The 19,163-nt window shown below is 68.7% G+C and carries 20 protein-coding genes and 1 tRNA gene; 9 read left to right on the top strand and 12 right to left on the bottom strand.

What is annotated here, in order from left to right; translation table 11 throughout:
- Positions 1-85: 85 nt before the first annotated feature.
- Positions 86-1,495, top strand: a complete 1,410-nt coding sequence (locus tag ACP7CK_RS01750) for an SLC13 family permease (RefSeq protein WP_292149204.1) — start codon at positions 86-88, stop codon at positions 1,493-1,495.
- A 59-nt stretch (positions 1,496-1,554) separates the two neighbouring features.
- Here ACP7CK_RS01750 and ACP7CK_RS01745 read toward each other — a convergent pair.
- From ACP7CK_RS01745 to ACP7CK_RS01715, 7 genes are all read right to left on the bottom strand, one after another.
- Positions 1,555-1,641, bottom strand: a tRNA-Leu gene (locus ACP7CK_RS01745).
- A 49-nt stretch (positions 1,642-1,690) separates the two neighbouring features.
- Positions 1,691-3,142, bottom strand: a complete 1,452-nt coding sequence (locus ACP7CK_RS01740) for a M20/M25/M40 family metallo-hydrolase (RefSeq protein ID WP_426024938.1) — start codon at positions 3,140-3,142, stop codon at positions 1,691-1,693.
- A gap of 43 nt (positions 3,143-3,185) precedes the next feature.
- The gene (locus ACP7CK_RS01735) at positions 3,186-3,425 is read right to left on the bottom strand and encodes a DUF3297 family protein (RefSeq protein WP_008263719.1); all 240 of its coding nucleotides are present in this window, start codon (positions 3,423-3,425) and stop codon (positions 3,186-3,188) included.
- 300 nt (positions 3,426-3,725) lie between these two features.
- Entirely contained in the window at positions 3,726-4,631 is a 906-nt protein-coding gene (locus ACP7CK_RS01730; protein ID WP_426024937.1) for a MotE family protein, read from the bottom strand.
- A gap of 17 nt (positions 4,632-4,648) precedes the next feature.
- Positions 4,649-5,239, bottom strand: coding sequence for a DUF6468 domain-containing protein (locus tag ACP7CK_RS01725; RefSeq protein WP_035309205.1), 591 nt, complete (start codon positions 5,237-5,239; stop codon positions 4,649-4,651).
- A complete protein-coding gene (gene fliM, locus ACP7CK_RS01720; protein WP_008260695.1) occupies positions 5,239-6,279 on the bottom strand; it encodes a flagellar motor switch protein FliM in 1,041 nt (346 codons plus the stop codon). Before fliM ends, ACP7CK_RS01725 begins: the two co-directional genes overlap by 1 nt.
- A gap of 2 nt (positions 6,280-6,281) precedes the next feature.
- Positions 6,282-6,959: a flagellar basal body-associated FliL family protein gene (locus ACP7CK_RS01715; RefSeq protein WP_035309203.1), complete on the bottom strand. Its 678-nt coding sequence runs from the start codon at positions 6,957-6,959 to the stop codon at positions 6,282-6,284.
- 178 nt (positions 6,960-7,137) lie between these two features.
- Here ACP7CK_RS01715 and flgF point away from each other — a divergent pair, with 178 nt between their 5' ends.
- From flgF to ACP7CK_RS01675, 8 genes are all read left to right on the top strand, one after another.
- Positions 7,138-7,878, top strand: coding sequence for a flagellar basal-body rod protein FlgF (gene flgF, locus ACP7CK_RS01710; RefSeq protein WP_008262304.1), 741 nt, complete (start codon positions 7,138-7,140; stop codon positions 7,876-7,878).
- A 14-nt stretch (positions 7,879-7,892) separates the two neighbouring features.
- Positions 7,893-8,681, top strand: a complete 789-nt coding sequence (gene flgG / locus ACP7CK_RS01705) for a flagellar basal-body rod protein FlgG (protein ID WP_008264364.1) — start codon at positions 7,893-7,895, stop codon at positions 8,679-8,681.
- Positions 8,682-8,684: 3 nt separating this feature from the next.
- Entirely contained in the window at positions 8,685-9,296 is a 612-nt protein-coding gene (locus tag ACP7CK_RS01700) for a flagella basal body P-ring formation protein FlgA (protein WP_008264100.1), read from the top strand.
- An 11-nt stretch (positions 9,297-9,307) separates the two neighbouring features.
- Complete coding sequence (flgH, locus tag ACP7CK_RS01695; protein WP_426024936.1) at positions 9,308-10,048, top strand: flagellar basal body L-ring protein FlgH; 741 nt, start codon at positions 9,308-9,310, stop codon at positions 10,046-10,048.
- A 98-nt stretch (positions 10,049-10,146) separates the two neighbouring features.
- A complete protein-coding gene (locus ACP7CK_RS01690; RefSeq protein WP_426024935.1) occupies positions 10,147-10,617 on the top strand; it encodes a hypothetical protein in 471 nt (156 codons plus the stop codon).
- 50 nt (positions 10,618-10,667) lie between these two features.
- Positions 10,668-11,129 carry a hypothetical protein gene (locus ACP7CK_RS01685; protein WP_426024934.1) on the top strand — a complete coding sequence of 154 codons (462 nt, stop codon included), beginning with the start codon at positions 10,668-10,670 and terminating at the stop codon, positions 11,127-11,129.
- Between the two features lie 11 nt (positions 11,130-11,140).
- Positions 11,141-11,638: a hypothetical protein gene (locus ACP7CK_RS01680; RefSeq protein ID WP_426024933.1), complete on the top strand. Its 498-nt coding sequence runs from the start codon at positions 11,141-11,143 to the stop codon at positions 11,636-11,638.
- A gap of 63 nt (positions 11,639-11,701) precedes the next feature.
- Positions 11,702-13,495 (top strand): DUF885 domain-containing protein, encoded by a 1,794-nt coding sequence (locus ACP7CK_RS01675; protein WP_426024932.1) that lies wholly within the window; start codon positions 11,702-11,704, stop codon positions 13,493-13,495.
- A 154-nt stretch (positions 13,496-13,649) separates the two neighbouring features.
- On the opposite strand, the gene ACP7CK_RS01670 is transcribed toward ACP7CK_RS01675, so the two are convergent.
- From ACP7CK_RS01670 to cysG, 5 genes are read right to left on the bottom strand one after another with little or no spacing between them, the layout of a single operon-like run.
- A complete protein-coding gene (locus tag ACP7CK_RS01670; RefSeq protein WP_426024931.1) occupies positions 13,650-14,648 on the bottom strand; it encodes a cysteine synthase A in 999 nt (332 codons plus the stop codon).
- A gap of 35 nt (positions 14,649-14,683) precedes the next feature.
- Positions 14,684-15,763: a phosphoadenylyl-sulfate reductase gene (locus tag ACP7CK_RS01665; protein WP_426024930.1), complete on the bottom strand. Its 1,080-nt coding sequence runs from the start codon at positions 15,761-15,763 to the stop codon at positions 14,684-14,686.
- Positions 15,747-17,417 (bottom strand): nitrite/sulfite reductase, encoded by a 1,671-nt coding sequence (locus tag ACP7CK_RS01660; RefSeq protein WP_426024929.1) that lies wholly within the window; start codon positions 17,415-17,417, stop codon positions 15,747-15,749. Before ACP7CK_RS01660 ends, ACP7CK_RS01665 begins: the two co-directional genes overlap by 17 nt.
- Complete coding sequence (locus ACP7CK_RS01655; protein ID WP_426024928.1) at positions 17,417-17,692, bottom strand: DUF2849 domain-containing protein; 276 nt, start codon at positions 17,690-17,692, stop codon at positions 17,417-17,419. The genes ACP7CK_RS01660 and ACP7CK_RS01655 overlap by 1 nt, the downstream gene beginning before the upstream one ends.
- On the bottom strand, positions 17,689-19,077 hold the full coding sequence (cysG, locus tag ACP7CK_RS01650) for a siroheme synthase CysG (protein WP_426024927.1): 1,389 nt from the start codon (positions 19,075-19,077) through the stop codon (positions 17,689-17,691). Before cysG ends, ACP7CK_RS01655 begins: the two co-directional genes overlap by 4 nt.
- Positions 19,078-19,163 lie beyond the last annotated feature (86 nt).

The following is a 19,163-nucleotide window of genomic DNA, read 5'->3' as shown; positions in this document are numbered from 1 at the left end:
TCCACCCTAGCATGGGTTCGCGCTTTCGGGGGCCATCGTGCGAAAAAGGTTGACGAAAGCTACGGAGACCGGTCTGCACAGGGTCATGACCTTCGATCAGATCGCCGCCCTGGCGGTGCTCATCGGCGTGGTCGGCGTGCTGATCCACGGCAAGCTTCGCGCCGATGTCGTCGCCCTGACTGGAGCCGCCGTCCTGCTGCTGCTGGGGGTGGTGCGGCCGGTCGAGGTGCAGAGCGCCTTCGCCAGCCCCGCTGTCATCGCCCTGGCCGGCCTGTTCGTCATCGCCTACGCCATCGAACTGTCGGGCCTGTTGGGCCTGCTGATCCGCCAGGCCACCCGACTGGCGGCCCGGATCGGGGCCATGGGCATCTGGATCGTCATCGGCCTGTGCGGCGCCGTCGGCGGTTTCCTGAACAATACGCCGGTGGTGGTGCTGGCGGCGCCGGTGATCCGCGACGTCGCCCAGTCCCTGCAGCTGTCGCCCAAGCGGTTCCTGATGCCGCTCAGCCATGTGACGGTGATGGGCGGCCTGCTGACCCTGATCGGCACCTCGACCAATCTGCTGGTCAACGACATGGCGCGCAATGCGGGCCAGCCGGTCTTCGGCCTGTTCGAGATCACGCCCGTGGGTCTGTTCATCGCCGTGATCGGCGGCCTGTGGCTCTATTTCGTCGGCGCGCGACAGCTCGGCCGGTCGGTGGCCAAGGACGAGGCCCAGGCCGCCCGTCTGGCCGAAATGGAAGGCGCGCGTCGCCGCGCCGAGGCGGAGGCGGCCGGGCGACGCCGTCGCGCCCTGCCCTTTGGCCTGCCGCGCCTGGGAGAATCGCGCAACCAGTCGGACGGCTCGGGCGACGCCCATCTGGGCGACGTCGCCCTGTTCGGCGCGGCGGATCGCCCCTTCCGGCTTCGGCCCGCGCTGATCTCCCTGGCGATCTTCGCTCTGGTGATCGCGTCCGCCGCGCTCGGCTGGGCTCCGATCGCGGCCTCGGCCTTCGCCGGGGCGGTGGCGCTGATCCTGCTCAGGGTGATCACCCCCGAAGAGGCCTATGCCGGGCTTCGCCCCGAAATCCTGCTTCTGATCGCGGGCATGGTGGTGGTCGGCACCGCCATCGAGGTGACGGGCCTGGCGTCCGCCGGGGCGGACCGGCTGATCGACGTGATCCGGCCGATGGGGCCCCTGGGCGCGCTGATCGTGCTGTACGGCGTGACCCTGTTTGCGACGGAGCTCCTGTCCAACGCCACCGTCGCCGTGTTGATCACCCCCATCGCCGTGGCCCTGGCCGAAAGCCTGGGCGTCGATCCCCGCCCGTTCCTGGTGGGCGTGATGATGGCCGCCTCAGCCGCTTTCGCGACCCCGTTCGGCTATCAGACCAATGTGCTGGTCTTTAACATGGGCGGCTACAGCTACATGGACTTCGTCCGTGTCGGCCTGCCGTTGAACCTGGTCACCTGGGTCGCCGCGATGATCGCCATCCCGGTCTTCTTTCCGTTCTGACCCGACCAACGCGATTCGGCGCCGGTCTGGCGGGCACGACGCTTGGATCCTTCAAGATCTGGTGCGGGCGGCCGGGGTCGAACCGGCAAGGGCTTGCGCCCGGCAGATTTTAAGTCTGCTGCGTCTACCAGTTTCGCCACGCCCGCGAGCCGGTCCGGCTCTATAGCCAGAACCGGACCATGTGGCCAAGCGACCCTAGTGTGCGGCCGGCGTCGCTGTCGTCGTCGCCGGTCGCATGGCGCGGAAATCGACGTCGGAATCAGCGATCAGCCAGAGCAGGCCCGCCCAGGCGGCGACGTTCTGGCTCAACTGCGCCGGGTCGATCTTGTCCAGGGTGTCGTTGGCGGTGTGGTGCAGGTCGAAATAGCGCGTCCCGTCCTGCGCCAGACCGAAGAAGGGCACGCCCAGCGGCCCCATGGGACCGACATCGACCCCCCCGTCGGTCTCGACCTGGGCCGACGCCAGGACGCCGAGCGGATAGAGGACGCGGGTCGCCGCCTTCTGGAAGTCCGAGCCCTGGGCGCCGGCCGGCAAGCGCAGCGCATAGACCCGGTCCGCGCCGAAGTCGCTTTCGCCGGCGATCACGTGTTTCTCCAGGGCGACGCCCTGGTTGCGGGCGTAGACGCCGCCGCCATTGCCGGTCTGGGGCGTGGGCTGGGCGACTTCTTCGGAACCGTAGAAGATCACCCGGATCGTGCGGGCGGGACGCCGCCCGCTGTCGGCGATGGCCTTGGCCGCCGCGACGGTGATGGCGCCGCCCGCCCCGTCGTCGATGGCGCCGGTGCCCAGATCCCAGCTGTCCATGTGCGAGCCCAGCACGATGATCTCCTCCGGCCGGGTCGCGCCAGGCAGGTCGCCGATGACGTTCTGGCTGTGGGTCTCATAGGTGCGGGCGGTCGAGGTCAGGCGCATCCGCACCGGCTCGCCCAGGGCGATCAACCGGCTGACCTGGTCGGCGTCGGGCGCGGACAGGGCGAAGGACGGGATGGTCGGCTTGCCGTCGACATAGCGGGTCGTGCCCGTGTGGGGCATGCGGTCCTCGTCCGACCCGACCGAGCGCATGACGAAGGCAGCCGCGCCCTTGGCCGCCGCCACGCCGGGACCGGCGCCGCGCACCCGGGTCTGGGGACCATAGCCCGAGCCGTCCTGCATCGGGTGCATCTGACCGAGATCGACATAGACGATCTTGCCGCGAACGGTCGCCGGATCGGCCGCCTGCAGGTCCTCAAAACTGGAGAAGCGCACCAGGTCCGCCTCGACCCCGCCGCGCGGCGTGGCGGGCGAATGGCCCAGGGCGGCGGCGACCAGCGACTGGGCGTTCCTGCCGACGATGGCGGCCGAGCCTTCGCCCCGCTCCCAGCCGACCAGCGGGAATTCTTCGATGCGGACGTTCTGGAAGCCGTGGGCGCGCAGATAGTCGGCGGCCCAGGCGGCGGCGTCCTGCTCGGACTTCGACCCGGCCGGCCGCGCGCCGAAGCGGGTGGTCAGCTGGGTGACATAGTCCAGGGCGATGTTCGACTTCAGCGCCGCGTCACGAACGGCGATGGCGCGCTCCACCGTGGCTGCGTCCTGGGCCCTGGCCAGCGGAGCAGCGGCGGCGACAAACCCGAGCGCGAGCGCGCTGACGGTCAGCAGACGGAAGGACATCGGCAGGCTCCAGACTCGGGGAAGAGCCGCAGCCTAGAAAGACTCAGCCGTTCTGGAAATAGGGTTCTACCAAGCCCTGCAGTTTGACCGTCAGGGCCTTGCCCTTGCGGTCCACCCGATTGCCCAGGGCCAGCCGCACCCAGCCCTCGGAAACGCAGTATTCCTCGACATTGGTCTTTTCCTCGCCCTTGAAGCGAATGCCGACGCCGCGTTGCAGCACGTCCGCATCATGGAAGGGGCTGGAGGGATCGACGGAGAGGCGGTCGGGGGGCGTGTCGGACATGATCGTTCGGCGGCTCGGATATCGGGAAGGCGCGGTGATAGCCGCGCCCGGCCCTCATGCCAACCGAAACCGGCCGATCAGAAGCTCAGACTTCGCTGCACCATCAGGGCCAAGACCGCCAGCGGCGTGACGATCACGCCCAGGATCAGGACGCGCCGAAGACGATGCGCGATATAAAGAAGTTCGCCGACCACGGCGTATCATCCTCTGTGCCTCGCTCCTTGATGGAGCGTGAGGCGATGATGCGCTGGAATGGTTATTATATTCGCCTGTCGCCGCTACGGAGGAATGCGGATGCGCCTACTGCACCGTCTGGCGCGGCTGGGCGTCTGCAGCAGCAGGCTTGTAAGGCTGCGGGCCGGCGGCGGCGGGCGCGGCGGCCGGGCTCGCCGCAGGTCGGCTGGCAGGGCGGCTGGCGGGCCGACGGGCCGGCTGGCGGGCGGCGGGACGAGGCGTGGGCCGCGCCTGGGGCGCTGTCGCGACGGCGGGCGTGGGCGAAGGCGTTGCGGCGGCCGGCTGGGCCGCAGGCTGTGCGGCCGGGGTCGCGGCGGGCGGCGGCGTCGCGGCTTCGGCGGCGGCGGCGCGGGCGGCCATCTGCTGGGCCTGGAACCGGGCGGCCAGTTTCTCGGTCAGTTCCTTGGCCTGGGGCGCCGTCATCTGGGCCATGATGGCGGCCAGGGTGCGCGGACGCATGGCGGCGGCGACGGGCAGGCGGACCCGATCCTCCAGGCTGGCCATGACCGGCGCGGCCTCCTTGGGGCGCATGGCGGAATAGACCTGGACCAGCCGATCGATCTCGGCCTTCTCGCGCTCGTCGACCTGGCCCAGCATCTGTTTCATCTCGGCCTTCAGCGCCGCCAGGGCCTGAACCTTGGCGTCCAGTTTCTGCTCGGCGGCGACCATCAGCGGCAGGGTGGTCGCGAAATCCTGGTCGCGCGCGTCCAGTTCGGTGCGGCGCTGCGACAGCGACTGGATGATCTTCAATTCGGCCGGCGAAATGCCCGCCTGCTGGGCCAGTTGTTCGGGCGACAGTGCGCAGGTGCCGGGCAGGGCCGGCTTGGCCGGGGCGCCGGCGGCGGCCGGCGCCTCTTCCGCCCAGGCCTTGGCGCCCTCGAACAGGCCGGGCGCGACGCCGACGGCGCGCACCGCGACAACCCCGCCAATGGCGACGGCGATCAGGGGCAGAAGGCGGGGTATGCGAGCCATGAAATGGGGTTCCGAACTCAGGCGGCGAACAGATCGTCGTCGAGATTACGACGCGCGGCGTTGAGGCTTTGTTTGGCGGAATGGTTAGCGGAGCCGACGGAGGTCAGGGCCTGGACGATGGCGGCGACGTTGTCGCGACCCGCCGGCGCCCCGGCTCGCGACGTCGCGGCGGGGCCGGACATGCCCTGAATGCGCTGGGCCAGGGCGGCCATGCGCCGGGCGCGTTCGTCATCATCATTGACCACGGCGGCGGGCGAAGGCGCGGACGCGACCGGCCGAACGATTTCGGGGCGCGGGGCCGTCTCTTCCTGTTGCAGCCGCATCGGCGCCGCGACGGGGGCGCGGGCGATCAGGGCTTCCAGCTGTTGCTTCACCTCGCGCGCCTTGATGATGCGGTCGTGCAGCAGGTCCGTCTCCTGGCCCGAGGCGCGCAGGGTCGCCAGGGCGGCCTCGGCGCGACCGGCGGCGGCGTTCAGTTCCGTCACCGCCTGGGCGAAGGCGACCTGGCCGGTGCGCAGGGCCGACAGCTTGCGTTCCAGCTTGATCCCGTAGCCCACCGCCGCGACGAGCAGCAGCATCAGCACCGCATCCATGATCATGCCGGTCATCAGCGGGGTCCTCTTATGCGGGCGGCGATTTCCGGGTTCACCGGGCCTTCGATGCGGACGGCGATATGCTGCCCCTTGCGGCCCATTCGCCCCGTCGTCAGGGGGATGGCGCCGGCGCGGATCGAGACTTCCGAATCCGGCGTGGCGTTCAGCATCATCGTATCGCCGACCTTGAGATTCAGCACGGTGGACAGGGGCATCATCTGCTCGTCCAGCACGGCGCGCACCTCGGTCTCGGTCGTCCAGAGTTCGGTGGCCAAGTGGCCTTCCCAGATGTTGTCGCGGCCGAACTTCTCGCCCATGAACTGCTGCAGCAGCATTTTCCGGATCGGTTCCAGCGTCGCATAGGGCAGAAGAAGCTCGATTCGCCCGCCGCGGTCTTCCATGTCGATGCGAAGCTTGATCAGGATGGCGGCGTTGGCCGGCCGGGCGATGGCGGCGAAGCGCGGATTGGTCTCCAGCCGGTCCAGGTTGAAGGTGACGGGCGTCAGGGGTTCGAAGGCCAGGCGGGCGTCGTTCAGCACCACCTCGACCATCCGCTGCACCAGCACCCGTTCGATCGTGGTGTAGGGGCGCCCCTCGATCCGCAGGGCCGCCGTGCCGCGACGCCCGCCCAGCAGCACATCGACGATCGAATAGATCAGATTGGAATCGACCGTCAGCAGACCATAGTTGTCCAGTTCCTCGGCCCGGAAGACCGCCAGGATCGCCGGCAGCGGGATCGAGTTCAGATAGTCGCCGAAGCGGATCGACGAAATATTGTCCAGCGACACCTCGACGTTGTCCGAGGTGAAGTTCCGCAGCGAGGTCGTCATCAACCGCACCAGGCGGTCGAACACGATCTCCAGCATCGGCAGGCGTTCGTAGGAGACGAGCGCCGAATTGATGATGGCGCGTATGCCGGACTTTTCCGAACCGTCGTCGTCGCCCAGGTCGAAGCCCAGCAGGCTGTCGATCTCGTCCTGGTTCAGGACGCGTTCGGACAGGGCGTCCGCCGGATCGCCCATGCCGCCGAAGGAATCGAGCGCCGTATCGGTCATGCCTACTGCACCAGCATTTCTTCGATCAGGACCGCGTCCACCTTGCCGGGCGCCGCGACCAGATTGACGCGGCGCAGGATCTCCGCCCGAAGCTGGTAGGTGCCGGCCGAGCCGCTCAGATCCTCGGGACGCAGTTCGCGCACGAAGCCGGTGAACATGTCCTGCAGGCGCGGCATCTCGGACTGAAGATGCGTCGCCACCTCGGCGTCGTGCATCTCCAGCGTCAGCTTCAGCTTCAGGAAGGTCGGCCGGCCGTCGGCCGACTGGATGTTCATGACCATGTCCGGCAGGGTGTAGAAGGTGACGCCGTCAGGCCCTTCGCTGATCTTGCCCAGAGCCGGATCGGCTTCGCCGCCTTCGGCGGGCGCGCCGTGTCCGCCGCCTTCGGCCTTCTTCTCTTCCTTGCCGTGACCGCCCTTTTCCTCAGCCTTCTCCTCGCCGTGACCTGCGGCGGCGGCTTCCTCGCCATGGGCCTCGGCCGGCTTGGGCTTCATCAGGAAGAAGGCCGCCGCGCCGCCGCCGCCCAGGACCAGCAGGGCCACGGGCGCGATGATGAACAGGATCGGCAGCTTCTTTTTCTTGGGCGCGCCCTCTTCGCCCTCGGCCGCGTCCGCATCGACCGACTTGTCGGCGGGCGCATCGGCGTTCGGGTCGCCCTTCTTCTTGCCAAACTTGAACATGCGCTCGCCCCGGAGAATCTCATGGGGAGGATCGGCCCGGCTTGGTTAACGCGACGTTTACAAACGGCAGTTTTTGCCGGGCGTCACCGGCCTCCCGCCCCCTCAAACCGCCATTCCTGCTGGATTAACCCTGTTGGCACGGTCGTTGCGAGGGAGGAATCGAAGGAGCACGCCACTCGTGGAAAACGCCGCCTATATCGGATTGTCCCGTCAGATGACGCTGCGCCGCGAACTCGACATCGTGGCCAACAACGTCGCCAACGCCGACACCACCGGATTCAAGGTCGAACAGCTGATGGTCGGGACGGAAGTGGGCCAGCGCGCCCGCAACGACTCCATCCGCCCCTCGGCCAGCTTCGTGCTGGACAACGGCGTGGGCCGCGACTTCGGCCAGGGCTCGATGTCCGAGACCGGCCGCCCCCTCGACTTCGCCATCGCCGGCGAGGGCGCCTTCTTCACCGTTCGAGACGGCGCGGCCGGCGAGGCCTACACCCGCGACGGCGCCTTCACCATGGATCCGGAAGGCCGGCTGACCACCAAACAGGGTCAGGCCGTGCTGGGCGGCGGGGCGGAGATCGTGCTGGACCCGGCCCTCGGCGCCCCCTCCGTCGGCGCAGACGGCACCATCACCCAGAGCGGCCAGATCACCGGGCGCCTGTCGGTCGTCCGCTTCGACACGCTCGGCGTGCTCGAAAAGGGCGGTGACGGCCTCTATCGCAACGGCTCGAACGTCCAGCCGGTCGAGGCCAACGACGTCCAGATCCATCAGGGATCTCTGGAAGCGTCGAACGTCAATTCGCTGACCGAAATCACCAATCTCATCGAGATCAGCCGGGCCTACGAAAGCATCACCCGAATGATCGAGAACACCAATGACCTGAGCCGTCGCGCCGTCGAGCGCCTCGGCAAGGCCGCTTAAGGGAGAGCCGGACAATGCAAGCGCTCAGAACCGCAGCCTCGGGCATGGCCGCCCAACAGCTGAACGTGGAGGTCATCTCCAACAACATCGCCAACATGAACACGGTGGGCTTCAAGAAGCAGCGCGCCGAGTTCCAGGACCTACTGTACCAGAACGTCGAACGGATGGGCGCGCAGTCGTCCAGCCAGGGCACCGTCGTTCCGACCGGCATCCAGATCGGCGCGGGCGTCAAGGCCGGCGCCGTCTATCGCGTCACCGAACAGGGCACGCCGGCCCAGACCGGCAACGATTATGACATGGCCATCGACGGAAAGGGCTATTTCCAGATCACCCTGCCCTCGGGCGAGATCGGCTACACCCGCGCCGGCAACCTGCAGGTCAACCAGGAAGGCCAGATCGTCACCGACGACGGCTATGCGCTGCAACCGGCCGTCACCATCCCGCAGGACGCGACCGACGTCACCATCTCCAAATCGGGTCTGGTCCAGGTGACCCAGGCCGGCCAGACCGCGCCGACGACGGTCGGCCAGATCGAACTCGCGACCTTCTTCAACGAAGCCGGTCTCGAGGCCATCGGCGACAACCTGCTGCTGGAAACGGCCGCTTCGGGCGCCGCCAACATCGGCACGCCGGGCAGCCCGGGCTTCGGAAAGATCCTGCAAGGCTACACTGAAGCCTCCAACGTCGACTCCGTGGCCGAGATCAGCGCCCTGATCATCGCTCAACGGGCCTACGAGATGAACTCCAAGGTCATCTCGACCGCCGACAACATGCTGTCGGTGACCGCTCAGGTGAAGAGCTAAGCCATGACCCGTATCCGTCGCGCCCTGGTTCTCGCCGCCGCCCTCGCCGCCGTTTCCAGCGCCGCATGGGCCGGACCGGTTTCGCTGAAGTCCAATCCTGTCGATGACGACGGCCGCGTCACCCTGGGCGATATCTTCGACGGCGCCGGCGCCGCCGCCGAAGTGGTCGTGGCGCAGCGGGTCGGCCCGTCGGTGGTGATCGAGGCCGGCCAGCTTCAGGCCCAGGCCCGCCAGGCCGGTCTGGACTGGACCAATCCCAATGGTCTGCGGCGCGTCGCCGTCCGCCGATCGACCGGTCCGGTTTCAGCCGCCGCCGCCCAAACAGACCTGCAGGCCTCTGCGCCCCAGAACCGTCCCGTCTATCGTCCGGCCGGCGGCGGACAGCAGGTCATCGCCCGCAACGACATGGTGCGCGTCACCTATCAGGTCGGCGGCGTGAACCTGAGCATCATGGGCAAGGCCATGCGCAACGCCGCGCTGGGCGAGCCCGTCGCCGTCCTCAACACCGCCTCCAACCGTGTCATCGACGCCGTCGCGTCCGGTCCGGGCCAGGCTGTCGCCGGCCCCGCCGCCGACAGGGTCCGCGCCAATCCTCAACAGTTCGCCGCCCGCTAGGGGAATCCGTCATGCGCAAGATCCTGATCGTCGCCGCCGTCTCCGCCGCCGCCTCGCTCGGCGCCTGCTCCACCGCCATCGAGGCCGTGCGTGGCCCGGAACTGGCCCCCATCGGCTATCCGGCCGCGCTTGTGCCGGCGCAACAGGCCTATATGGCCGACCCCAGTCTGCGTCAGGAAGCGACCCCCGCCAGCGCCAACAGCCTGTGGCGCGTCGGCGCCCGCACCTTCTTCGGCGATCAGCGCGCGCGTCACGTCGGCGACATCCTGACGGTCAGGATCGATATCGACGACCGGGCCCAGACCCAGAACTCGACCCAAAGGGCGCGCTCGAACACCTCCGCGAACGGAGTCTCCAACTTCTTCGGCCTGGAGAGCAGCCTGGGCCGCGTCTTCCCCGGTGGCTTCGACCCGGCCAACATGGTCGGGCTGGAAGGAAAGACCAACGCCGCCGGTTCTGGTTCGGTCAACCGCTCGGAAAAGGTCTCCCTGACCGTCGCCGCCGTGGTCACCGACGTCCTGGCCAATGGCAACCTGGTGATTCAGGGTCGGCAGGAAGTGCGCACCAACCGCGAAGTCCGCGAACTGACCGTCGCCGGCATCGTGCGACCCGAGGACATCTCGTCGGCCAATTCGATCAATCACACCCAGATCGCCGAGGCCCGCATCTCCTACGGCGGTCGTGGCGACATCAGCCGGATGCAGGCGACGCCTGCCGCCCAGAGCCTGGTGGAGCGGTTCAGCCCGTTCTGATCCACTGATGCCGCTCGGCCACAGGACGACGGCGGCTCAAGCGGAGCCGTGAACCCTTGATGCGTAACCGCGTTTGTTCGTCAGACGCGAGTATTCACATGTTCAAGGTTCTGATCCCCGCCGCCGCTGCTGTCGCCCTGGTCGCCTTCGCCGCCAGGCCCCAACCGCTCGACGCCTTCCCACCCGTCGAGACGCCGACGATGAACTGGCATCTGAGCCATGAAGGCGCGATGGCCAAGCTGGCCTACGGGGTCGAGAACTCGGACCAACTGGCCCTGATGGTCACCTGTTCCCCCGGCGACGCCGCCGCCGTGGTCTATGGCGACGTCCAGCCGGATACGCCGCGTCTGATCGCGGCCTCTCACGGCCCTGCGCCCCTGGATCCCATGAGCGGCGGAGACGCGACGGAAACCCGCCTCTCCCTGCAGGACGCCAGCCTGACGGGGCTGGCTTCGCGCGGCGCGATGCGCGTGCAGGGCGACTCCGGGCGGTTCGTCCTGAAGGCCGGCCCGGATGAGCGCCGGATGATCGCGGGCTTCCTTTCCTATTGCGGATCGTCGCGCGCTTGACGAAATGGGTGGAGACGCCATTTCGCGTCGCCATCAGCGGGGGCTGATCCATGAACCTTGTTCTCGCGGTCGCTCTGGCGGCGGGCCTGCAGGCGGCCGCCCCGCCGCCTTCACCCCCCTTGGCCTGGACCTGGACCCTTTACGAGAGCGAAGGCCCTGTCGTTCTGGCCAATGAGGTGACCGACACCCCGGCGCTCAGGGCCACGCTGCAGTGTGCGCCCCGATCCAACGTCGCGACCGTCACTCTCTACGACACCGACGCCAGGTCCGCGCCGGAGACCCAGCCCGGCTTCGCCCGACTGACGTCCGGCGCGGCTTCGACCACCAGCGCGGCGCGAATCGGGCGCGGCGGAAGGCTGGAGGTCACGCTACGCACCGATCATCCCCTGTTCGCGGCCTTTGTCGGCTCCGGCGACATGGTGATCATGACGGGCGACCGGACCGGCGCGGTCAAGGTCGAACGCCCCCATCTTGCCAAGCTTCGCCGCTTCGCGGATCGTTGCGCCGGATAGGAACACCGATCATGCGTCTGCTGAAGCCCTTGTCGTCCCTGCTCGCCCTGTCGGCCCTGGCCGCCTGCGCCACGCCGGCGCCGGTCTCGACCTCCATGGCGGACGCCGGCGCCCCGGCGCCGACGCCGAACTATGACTGGTTCCTCAACCAGGAGGCCCGGGAAAACACCCTGGCCTACGGCGTCGCCAACAGCGACGAGGTGAAGCTGAAACTGTTCTGCGGCTCCGGCTCCGGCGCGCTGGAGCTGGCCGCCGTCCTGGAGAAGCCGTCGCGGCAGCTTCATCTGGAATCCGGCGGCGACACCGAAAACTATCCGGCCACTTCCGAAGACGCCGGCGTCACCGACGGCCACTACGCCGAGGCCAAGGCCCGCACGCGCGATCCGGTCTTCCAGCGCTTTCGCCGTCTGGGCTGGATCGCGGTCTGGGACAGCGACCGGCGGCGGACCTACGCCGCCCACCCCCAGACGCGCGCCGACATCGAACGCTTCTTCGTCGCCTGCGACTGATCCCGACGGCTTGACGCGCCCCGCCGGCTCGGCTTGCCTGTACGGGCTGTTCTGGAGGGCGTCATGAAGATCTCTTACCTGGCCGTCGCGGCCCTGCTCGCCGCGGCGTCGCCGGCGGCGGCCATGGCGCAAGCCTCGGCGACGCCTGCCCCCGCCGCCCTCGCCCCCAGTCCGGCTGACGCCGCCCTCGACGCCCTGATCGTCGATTACGAGGCCTATCTGAAGTCGATCGACCCCTTCGCCGCCAGCAGCGAGGGCGACGTCGAGGCCATGGGCCGGGTTCCCGACCTGTCGCGCAGCTTCGAACTGGCCCAGCGCGCGCCGCTGGAGGCCTTCGTCGCCCGGCTCGGGGCCATCGACCCGGCAAGTCTTTCCCACGCCGGCGGCGTCAACCACGCCTTCCTGATCTACAGCCTGAACCGCAGCCTCGAGGGGCTTGATTACGACACCTCGCGCCTGGCCTTCGACAGCGAGGGCGGCCCTGGAACCTGGGCCCTCTATATCGGCGGAAGCACCCGCCTGAACTCCGTCGCCGAGGCCGAGGCCTATGTCCGCCGCATCCGGGGCTTCGGACACATCTACGCCCAGACCACCGACAACGCCCGGCGCGGCCTGGCCACCGGCCTGGTCCAGGCCCGTTCCGTGACCGAGAGCGCCCTGGCCGGGGCGCGCAACGACGTGGCGATCACGCCCGACGCCGAGCCCCTGCTGAAACCCTTGTCCACCCTGCCCCCGACCGTGTCCCAGGCGGACAGGGATCGTCTGACGGCCCAGGCGGCGGCGGCCGTGGGACAGGCCATCGTCCCGGCTCGCCAGGCCTGGCTGAGCTTCCTCGAGACCGAATACCGGCCCAAGGCCCCGGTCGAACCCGGTCTGGGAAACCGCCCCGGCGGCAAGGCAATGTACGCCTATCTGGTGCGGGGCCACACCACCACCGACCTGACGCCGGACCAGATCCACCAGATCGGCCTGTCCGAGGTCGCCCGCATCCGCGCCCGCATGGATGTGGAAATGAAGGCCGCCGGCTGGACCGGCGACTTCGCCGGCTTCCTGGCCTTCCTGCGCACCGATCCCCAGTTCTACGCCCAGACGCGCGAGGCCCTGATCGAGAAGGCGTCGGAGATGGCCAAGCGCGCGGACGGCGGCCTGCCCGCCCTGTTCGCCACCCTGCCCCGCCTGCCCTACGACGTGCAGCCGGTCCCGCCGCAGATCGAGGAAAACTACACCACCGGCCGCTACAACGGCGGCTCGATGCAGAACGGCGTCGCCGGCCATTATGTGGTCAATACGTCGAAGCTGAACCAGCGCCCCCTGTACGAACTGCCGGCCCTGACCCTGCACGAGGCGGTCCCCGGCCACCATATCCAGATCGCCCTGCAACAGGAGGCCGAGGGCCAGCCCTATTTCCGCCGTCAGGCCAATGTCAGCGCCTTCACCGAGGGCTGGGGCCTGTACGCCGAATATCTGGGCGAGGAGATGGGCTTCTACCGTACGCCCTACGAGCGGTTCGGCCGCCTGTCCTACGAGATGTGGCGCGCCTGTCGGCTGGTCGCGGACACCGGCCTGCACTGGATGGGCTGGTCAGAAGAGCAGGCCCGTGCCTGTTTCCGCGACAACTCGGCCCTGGCGCCCCACAATATCGAGACCGAGCTTCAGCGCTATATCGGCTGGCCGGGCCAGGCCACGGCCTACAAGATCGGCGAGATCCGCCTGCGCGAGATTCGCGCCCGCGCCGAGCGCGAGTTGGGACCGAAGTTCAACATCCGCACTTTCCACGACGCCCTGCTGACGGAGGGCCCGCTGCCGCTCGCCCTGCTGGACCAGCGGATGGATGCCTGGATCGCGGAGGAGAAATAGGACCTTCCCCCGCTCGCGGGGGAAGTGTCAGGCCGTGGCGCGCAGCGACACGCCTGACGATGGGGGAAGTCTTCTGTTCAAACGAGACTCCCCTCTCCGACCCTAGTCCGCTGCGCGGACGCCGGGCCACCTCTCCCGCAAGCGGGAGAGGGTCTCAAGCCCAGCCTGGAACCGGCAGGCCCTTCGACGTCAGGAATTCCGGATTGAACAGCTTGGACGCATAGCGCGACCCCGGATCGCACAGGCAGGTGACGATGGTCTTGCCCGGCCCGATCTCGCGCGCCAGCCGCACGGCGCCGGCGATATTGACCCCGGCCGATCCGCCCAGCGACAGGCCTTCGTGCTTCACCAGGTCAAACAGGATCGGCAGGAACTCGGCGTCTTCGATCCGATAGGCGTGGTCGGGTTTGAACCCCTCCAGATTGCCGGTGATCCGCGCCACCCCGATCCCCTCGGTGATCGACGAGCCCTCGCCCGTCATCTCGCCCTTGGTGAACCAGTTGAACAGGGCCGCGCCGGCGGGGTCGGCCAGGGCGATGGTCACCTCGGGCTTCTTCTCGCGCAGATAGGCGGCGACGCCCGAGATGGTGCCGCCCGACCCCACGGCCGAGACGAAGGCGTCGATCTTGCCGCCCGTCTGCTCCCAGATCTCCGGCGCGGTCGTCGTATAATGGGCGTCGCGGTTGGCGGTGTTGTCGAACTGGTTGGCCCAGATCGCCCCGGCCTCTTCGCTCTCGTTCAGTTCAGACGCCAGACGGCCCGAATAATGGACGAAATGATTGGGACTGGAGAAGGGGGCGGCGTCCACCTCGACTAGGCGCGCACCCAGCGAACGGATGGCCGACTTCTTCTCTTCCGACTGGGTGCGCGGAATGACGATGACCACCGGATGACCCAGGGCCGCCCCGACCAGGGCCAGGCCGATGCCGGTGTTGCCCGCCGTGCCCTCGACGATGGTCCCGCCGGGCTTCAGCGCGCCGGACGCCCGCGCACCCTGGACGATGGACAGGGCGGCGCGGTCCTTGATCGAGCCGCCGGGGTTCATGAACTCGGCCTTGCCCAGGATTTCGCAGCCCGTCTCGTCGGACAGGCGGTTCAGGCGGACCAGCGGCGTATGGCCGATCAGGTCGATGACGGACGGTGTGACGGACACGTTTCAGCTTTCAGGGGAAATCGATCGGGAGGGGATCAGGCGGCGACCTGACGTCGCCCTAGGTGGATGCCGCACTCGACCTTGTCCATCCCCGACCAGCGTCCGGCGCGCGCCTCTTCGTCGTCCTGGACCGCGCGGGTGCAGGGCCAGCAGCCGATGGAGCGATAGCCCTGCTCGACCAGGGGGTGGCGCGGCAGGTCGTGCGCCTCCAGCCAGGCCTCGACGTCCTCGGCGTCCCAGTCCGCCAGCGGATTGATCCGCAGCACCCCGTCCAGCACCTCGAACGGCTTCAGCTCGGCGCGGGTGGCGGCCTGATAGCGTTTGCGTCCGGTAATCAGGGCGTTGAACCCGACCGTCGCCCTCGCCAGGGGCCGCACCTTCCGCAGGTCGCAGCAGGCGTCGGCGTCGGTCTTCCACAGGTCGTCGCGGGCGTCCAGGGTCGCCTTCTCGTTCGCATCCGGCGTGACCAGACGCACGTCCGTCAGCCCCAGGGTCCTGGTCAGCTGAGTGCGATAGGATAGGGTCTGGAGGAAATGCTGGCCGGTCTCCAGGAAGACGACTGGCACGTCCGGGTTGGTCTCGGCCACGATGTGCAGCAGGGCCGCCGATTCCGCCCCGAACGAGGATATGGCGCCGACGCGCAGCCCCAGGGCCGGGTCCAGCGCCGCCTTCAGGATCTCCGAAGCGTCCCTGCCCTCGGTCTCGCGGTTCAGCCGGTCGGCCAGGGCCTGCAGATCGCGATCGTTCGACGCCGCCCGCCGCCTTTGCCAGATGGTCGGGGCCGGATCGACCGCCGGCTGATAGGAGCCGCTGAAGGCCTGATCCTTCCGGGCCCAGGCCGCCGTGTCCGCGCCCGGCGCCAGTTCCACCGCGTCGAACCCCGAGCGCCGCAGATGCCGCGCCTGGTCCGGCAGGACCTTGCCTGCCGCGATCAGCCGCCCGGCATAGCCCCGCTCGCGCAGCACCGCCGCCAGCGAGAAACCGCGCCCGTCGCGAAAAGCGTCGAACTCCAGCACCAGGACGTCGGTCGCGGCGGCGGCCGCCTCGACCTCCTCCAGCGGCGTGGTGACCGACAGCCGTGGTCCGTTCTGAACCCCTTCAAGCGTTTGCAGCATCGAGCGTCTCATAGATGGCGTCGCGGAAAGGATCGGGACCGACGCGGCGCACCGTGTCGATGAACCGCTCGCCCTCGGCGCGGATTTGCAGATAGCGGTCCAGGGTCCGCTGGATGGCGGGCGCCACCTCGTCGGCCGGCAGGCTCTTGCCGACGATGTCGCCCAGCGCCGCCTGTTCGTCGGGCGAACCGCCGACGGTGATCTGGTAGTATTCCTCGCCCTTCCGGTCGACGCCCAGCACGCCGATATGGCCGACGTGGTGGTGGCCGCAGGCGTTGATACAGCCGCTCATATTGATGCGGACCGGCCCCAGCCGCTCCTGATAGTCCATGTCGGCCAGCCGCTTCGACAGGGCCTGGGCGACAGGGATCGACCGGGCGTTGGCCAGGCTGCAATAGTCCAGCCCTGGGCAGGCGATGACGTCGGTCGCCAGATCGGCGTTGGCGGTCGCCAACCCCGCCTCGCGTAACGCCCGCCACAGCGCCGGCACATCGTCCAGCTTCACATGCGGCAGGACCAGGTTCTGCTCATAGGCGGCGCGCAGTTCGTCGAAGGCGTAGCGTTCGGCAAGATCCGCCACCGCGTCCATCTGGTCCGCCGTGATGTCCCCCGGCACGCCCCCGACAGGCTTCAGCGAGACCACCACCGAGGCATAGCCCGCCTGCCGGTGCCGCCGCACATTGTTCCTCGCAAACCGGGCGAAGTCCGGGTCGGCCAGCAGGGCGCGGTCGAACGGCGCGCTGGCCTTGGGCAGATCCTCGAACGGCGGCGGAGCGAAATAGGCCTTGATCCGCTCGGCCTCGTCCTCAGGGATCCGCAGGTCTTCGTGGCGCAGGGTGGCGTAGTGCTTGTCCACCTCCTCGCGGAAGGCCTCCAGCCCGACCGAGGCGACCAGGATCTTGATCCGCGCCTTATGGATATTGTCCCGCCGTCCCAGCAGGTTCCACGCCCGCAGGATGGCGGTCAGATAGGCCAGCAGGTCCGCCGCCGGCACGCTTGATGCGATCTCCTGCCCGATATGGGGCAGACGCCCCTGCCCCCCGCCGACGAAGACGCGGAAGGCGGTCCCGCCATCCGCGCCGCGCACGATCTGAAGCCCCACGTCATGGGTTCGGATCGCCGCCCGGTCCTTCTCGGCCCCGATCACCGCGATCTTGAACTTGCGCGGCAGGAAGCTGAACTCCGGGTGGATCGTCGACCACTGGCGGATGATCTCGCACCAGGGACGCGGATCCTCGAGCTCGTCGTCGGCGGCGCCGGCGAAGACGTCGGTCGTGGTGTTGCGGATGCAGTTGCCCGAGGTCTGGATGGCGTGCATCTCGACCTCGGCCAGATCGCTCAGGATCGCGGGCAGGTCGGTCAGTGCCGGCCAGTTGTACTGGATGTTCGTCCGCGTGGTGAAATGGCCGTAGCCCTTGTCATAGGTGCGGGCGATATGGGCCAGCTGGCGCATCTGCCGACTGTTGAACGTCCCATAGGGAATGGCGACCCGCAGCATATAGGCGTGGAGCTGCAGATAGACCCCGTTCATCAGCCGCAGCGGCTTGAACTCGTCCTCGCTCAGGGCGCCGGACGCGCGGCGCGCCACCTGGTCAGAAAACTCCTCGACCCGTTCACGCACCAGGGCGTGGTCGAACTCGTCATAGCGATACATCAGGCGGGCTCCCGCACCAGGCTGTTGCCCACGGTCGGTCCAGTCGCGCGGATACGCTCCTTCAGCCGGTCCCGGCCCGAAGGCGTATGGTCCTCAACCTCGAACAGATAGGGGTTCACGAAGATGTCGGGTCGCGCAGCGACCTCGGCCAGCACGATCTCCGCCGTCGCCTCATCCAGCACCGAGGCCTGGGCCAGTTGCTCCACCGGCTGATTGTCAGCGCCCGCATAGATGACGCGGCCGTCCGACAGGCGGTTCGCCGTTAGGATCTTCACGCTGCGACCTCGTCTCGCGCGTCGATCTGAACCGTCGAGAACGCCGCCGTCTCGCCGACGAACAGCAGAGCGGGCCCGCTCAGGTCTGCGCCCCGCACCAAGGCGCCCAGCCCGTCCAGCCGGCCGGTCAGAACCCGTTCGTCCGGCCGACTGCCGTTCTCGACGACGGCCACGGGGGTCGACGGGTACCGCCCGGCGGCCATCAGACGATCAGCCGTCTCTTCGGCCCGGTCCGTGCCCATATAGATGGCAAGGGTGTGGTTCGGTCCCGCCAGTCGCGACCAGTCGGCCTCGACCCCGCCGGGCTTGGCCTGGGCCGTCACGAAGGTGACCGCCTGGGCATGGTCGCGGTGGGTCAGCGGAATCCCCGCCGAGGCCGCGCAGGCCAGGGCCGCCGTGACGCCCGGCACCACAAAGACCGCCACGCCCGCCGCCCGCATCGCCTCCAGCTCTTCGCCGCCGCGACCGAAGACGAAGGGATCGCCGCCCTTCAGCCGCACGACCCGGTGGCCGGCCTTGGCTTCCTCGATCATCAGGGCCTCGATCTGGTCCTGGGGCACCGAATGTTCGCCGCGCGCCTTGCCGACATACAGACGTTTAGCGTCGCGCCGCGCCCGCTCCAGCACGGCGTCCGGCACCAGACGGTCGTGAATAATGACGTCGGCGTCCTGCAACACCCGCAGCGCCTTCAGCGTCAGCAGCTCCGGATCACCCGGCCCCGCCCCGACGATATGGACCACGCCCTGTTCCGGCGCGGCCGAATTCAGCAGCCGCAGCATCTCGCGCCGCGCCTCGGCCGTGCGGCCTGCCGCCGCAAGATCGGCCGCCGGTCCCCGGAAGGCCTTCTCCCAGAACCGACGCCTAGCCATGAAGTCGGGCACATTGGCCTTGACCGTGTCGCGCAACTCCCGCGCCAGCCGGGCCACATTGGCCAGACCCGCCGGCAGCACGCCTTCGATCCGCGAGCGCACGTCGCGCGCCAGGATTGGCGCCGATCCGCCGGTGGCGACCCCGATCACAACCTCGTCGCGGTCGATCAGGGCGGGGGTCTGGAAGTCGCTCAGATGGGGCTTGTCCACCACATTGACCTGGGCCCCCGCCCCCCGCGCCAGGGCGCCCAGCCGCGTCAGCTCATCCGCATCATCCAGCGCCATGAAGACCAGCCGCGCACCCGCCAAATCCTCGGCTTCGGGCGCGCGCAGCACCGGCTCCGGCGCCGTCAACGGCGTCTCCATCTTCGGCGGCGCGCCGTCGGGCGCGAACCACAGCAGCTCGGCCGGCGTGTTCAGAAACAGTCGCAGCTTGGCCAGGGCGGGCTCGCCGCCGCCTATGATCACGATCCTGGCGGCCTCAAGCGGAATGGAGGCGAGAAATACACGCATCATCTTGCTTTCAGGGCCGTCATCAGGGGAAGGAGGGGACGACGGCAGAGCGCGAACCATCGGCTTCCCCGCCCAGACCCGCAAACCAG

The organism is Brevundimonas sp. TSRC1-1, from assembly GCF_049898245.1.
GTDB lineage: Bacteria > Pseudomonadota > Alphaproteobacteria > Caulobacterales > Caulobacteraceae > Brevundimonas > Brevundimonas mediterranea_A.
This window is presented reverse-complemented; position numbering and strand designations above follow the sequence as displayed.

Excerpts from the sequence above, each read along its gene's own strand:
- ACP7CK_RS01750 (WP_292149204.1), top strand. The coding sequence starts at position 86 with ATGACCTTCGATCAGATCGCCGCCCTGGCGGTGCTCATCGGCGTGGTC.
- ACP7CK_RS01740 (WP_426024938.1), bottom strand. The coding sequence starts at position 3,142 with ATGTCCTTCCGTCTGCTGACCGTCAGCGCGCTCGCGCTCGGGTTTGTC.
- ACP7CK_RS01735 (WP_008263719.1), bottom strand. The coding sequence starts at position 3,425 with ATGTCCGACACGCCCCCCGACCGCCTCTCCGTCGATCCCTCCAGCCCC.
- ACP7CK_RS01730 (WP_426024937.1), bottom strand. The coding sequence starts at position 4,631 with ATGGCTCGCATACCCCGCCTTCTGCCCCTGATCGCCGTCGCCATTGGC.
- ACP7CK_RS01725 (WP_035309205.1), bottom strand. The coding sequence starts at position 5,239 with ATGACCGGCATGATCATGGATGCGGTGCTGATGCTGCTGCTCGTCGCG.
- fliM (WP_008260695.1), bottom strand. The coding sequence starts at position 6,279 with ATGACCGATACGGCGCTCGATTCCTTCGGCGGCATGGGCGATCCGGCG.
- ACP7CK_RS01715 (WP_035309203.1), bottom strand. The coding sequence starts at position 6,959 with ATGTTCAAGTTTGGCAAGAAGAAGGGCGACCCGAACGCCGATGCGCCC.
- flgG (WP_008264364.1), top strand. The coding sequence starts at position 7,893 with ATGCAAGCGCTCAGAACCGCAGCCTCGGGCATGGCCGCCCAACAGCTG.
- ACP7CK_RS01700 (WP_008264100.1), top strand. The coding sequence starts at position 8,685 with ATGACCCGTATCCGTCGCGCCCTGGTTCTCGCCGCCGCCCTCGCCGCC.
- flgH (WP_426024936.1), top strand. The coding sequence starts at position 9,308 with ATGCGCAAGATCCTGATCGTCGCCGCCGTCTCCGCCGCCGCCTCGCTC.
- ACP7CK_RS01690 (WP_426024935.1), top strand. The coding sequence starts at position 10,147 with ATGTTCAAGGTTCTGATCCCCGCCGCCGCTGCTGTCGCCCTGGTCGCC.
- ACP7CK_RS01685 (WP_426024934.1), top strand. The coding sequence starts at position 10,668 with ATGAACCTTGTTCTCGCGGTCGCTCTGGCGGCGGGCCTGCAGGCGGCC.
- ACP7CK_RS01680 (WP_426024933.1), top strand. The coding sequence starts at position 11,141 with ATGCGTCTGCTGAAGCCCTTGTCGTCCCTGCTCGCCCTGTCGGCCCTG.
- ACP7CK_RS01675 (WP_426024932.1), top strand. The coding sequence starts at position 11,702 with ATGAAGATCTCTTACCTGGCCGTCGCGGCCCTGCTCGCCGCGGCGTCG.
- ACP7CK_RS01665 (WP_426024930.1), bottom strand. The coding sequence starts at position 15,763 with ATGCTGCAAACGCTTGAAGGGGTTCAGAACGGACCACGGCTGTCGGTC.
- ACP7CK_RS01660 (WP_426024929.1), bottom strand. The coding sequence starts at position 17,417 with ATGTATCGCTATGACGAGTTCGACCACGCCCTGGTGCGTGAACGGGTC.
- cysG (WP_426024927.1), bottom strand. The coding sequence starts at position 19,077 with ATGATGCGTGTATTTCTCGCCTCCATTCCGCTTGAGGCCGCCAGGATC.